The 1,179-nt window shown below is 35.7% G+C and carries 2 protein-coding genes; both read left to right on the forward strand.

Annotated features, from left to right (window positions below):
* Positions 1-46: 46 nt before the first annotated feature.
* Complete coding sequence (locus tag CJF42_RS25905) at positions 47-367, forward strand: hypothetical protein (RefSeq protein WP_141235696.1); 321 nt, start codon at positions 47-49, stop codon at positions 365-367.
* Between the two features lie 77 nt (positions 368-444).
* Complete coding sequence (locus tag CJF42_RS25910; RefSeq protein WP_095369360.1) at positions 445-1,161, forward strand: hypothetical protein; 717 nt, start codon at positions 445-447, stop codon at positions 1,159-1,161.
* Positions 1,162-1,179: the final 18 nt, after the last annotated feature.

Below are 1,179 nucleotides of genomic sequence, written 5' to 3' on the forward strand. Positions count from 1 at the left end.
GGTTTCAGCCCCTTAAATGGGCGTTATGTTTTCAAAAGAGGAAGTTATGAATAAAATATCACTACTACTAATATTGCTATTTGTACCAATGTTGGGTCATGCTGGATGGACAAAAAACTGGGGGAAAATTACACAAGTGATGTCTCATGACGGTATTCATATAATTTACACTACTATTCCTGACAAAACTTGTGACCAAAGCGGTAACTTTTGGTGGCCCAAAGATGACCCTGATTCTAGTGATATGTACTCAATGGCGCTTGCGGCATTCATGGCAGGTAAAGAAGTTCTGCTTGTTCACGATGAGAACAATCAAGAATGCAAATTCGGTCACATATCTAAAGCGACCCATATGAGGATTAGATAAAACATAACCAGGCCGTCAAAGGGACGCGCTGAAAACGCGCTCCCATTACGGCAACGTTAGTTTTACAAGGAGAGTATGTGCGTATTTTGAAAGTTAGTTTATTAATTATATTATTTTCCTTTATTTCTTCATTTCTATTTTTTAAAAAAGAAGCAATAGCATGTGAAGCTATAAACTTTACAAATTTTGAAGAGATACACTCCGATGTGTATGCGGACCCTAGCGTAGCTAGCGAACAACGAACGTTACTTTTAGATTCAATCGATAAGGCTTACAGCAGAGTAAACCAAATATATGGCGAGATAAACTCTTCTCCTCGATTGATTGTGACAAATAATCTTGAATATAAAAAATTTGGACTTAACCCTACAGGTATGCAAAATTCTGGCTTTTTTAGAGAGTGTATATTCTTAGGTCCAAAGGGAATGAACGTTGACGTTATAGCTCATGAGTTAGTGCATGCTGAAGTTAGACATAGAACTAATATTTTTACTGAACTCACAAAATTGCCAGCTTGGTTTATTGAAGGTACGGGCATAAAAGTTGATTATAGAGCTCCATTTTTAATAGAAAATATTAATGTTTCACAAAAAGAATTAGAGCAAATTAAATCAGTGTTTTTTCTTCGTGACTTCCCAAATACAAGTGTTAAATCGTATCAAGCCTCAAGAGTTGCAATTGAAAATTTAGATCCAAAATTTTTATATTCTGGATTAGAGCGATTAGACAATGGTGAAAGCTTCGAAGAAGTTTTTGGAATGTTAAAACTAATAAACAAGGATAGGTCGCAATAAACAAGGATAGGTCGCGCG

Origin of the sequence: Pseudoalteromonas sp. NBT06-2 (assembly GCF_002276045.1) — a bacterium.
Lineage (GTDB): Bacteria > Pseudomonadota > Gammaproteobacteria > Enterobacterales > Alteromonadaceae > Pseudoalteromonas.

Coding starts and splice junctions, on each gene's coding strand:
- CJF42_RS25905 (WP_141235696.1), top strand. CDS start 47: ATGAATAAAATATCACTACTACTAATATTGCTATTTGTACCAATGTTG.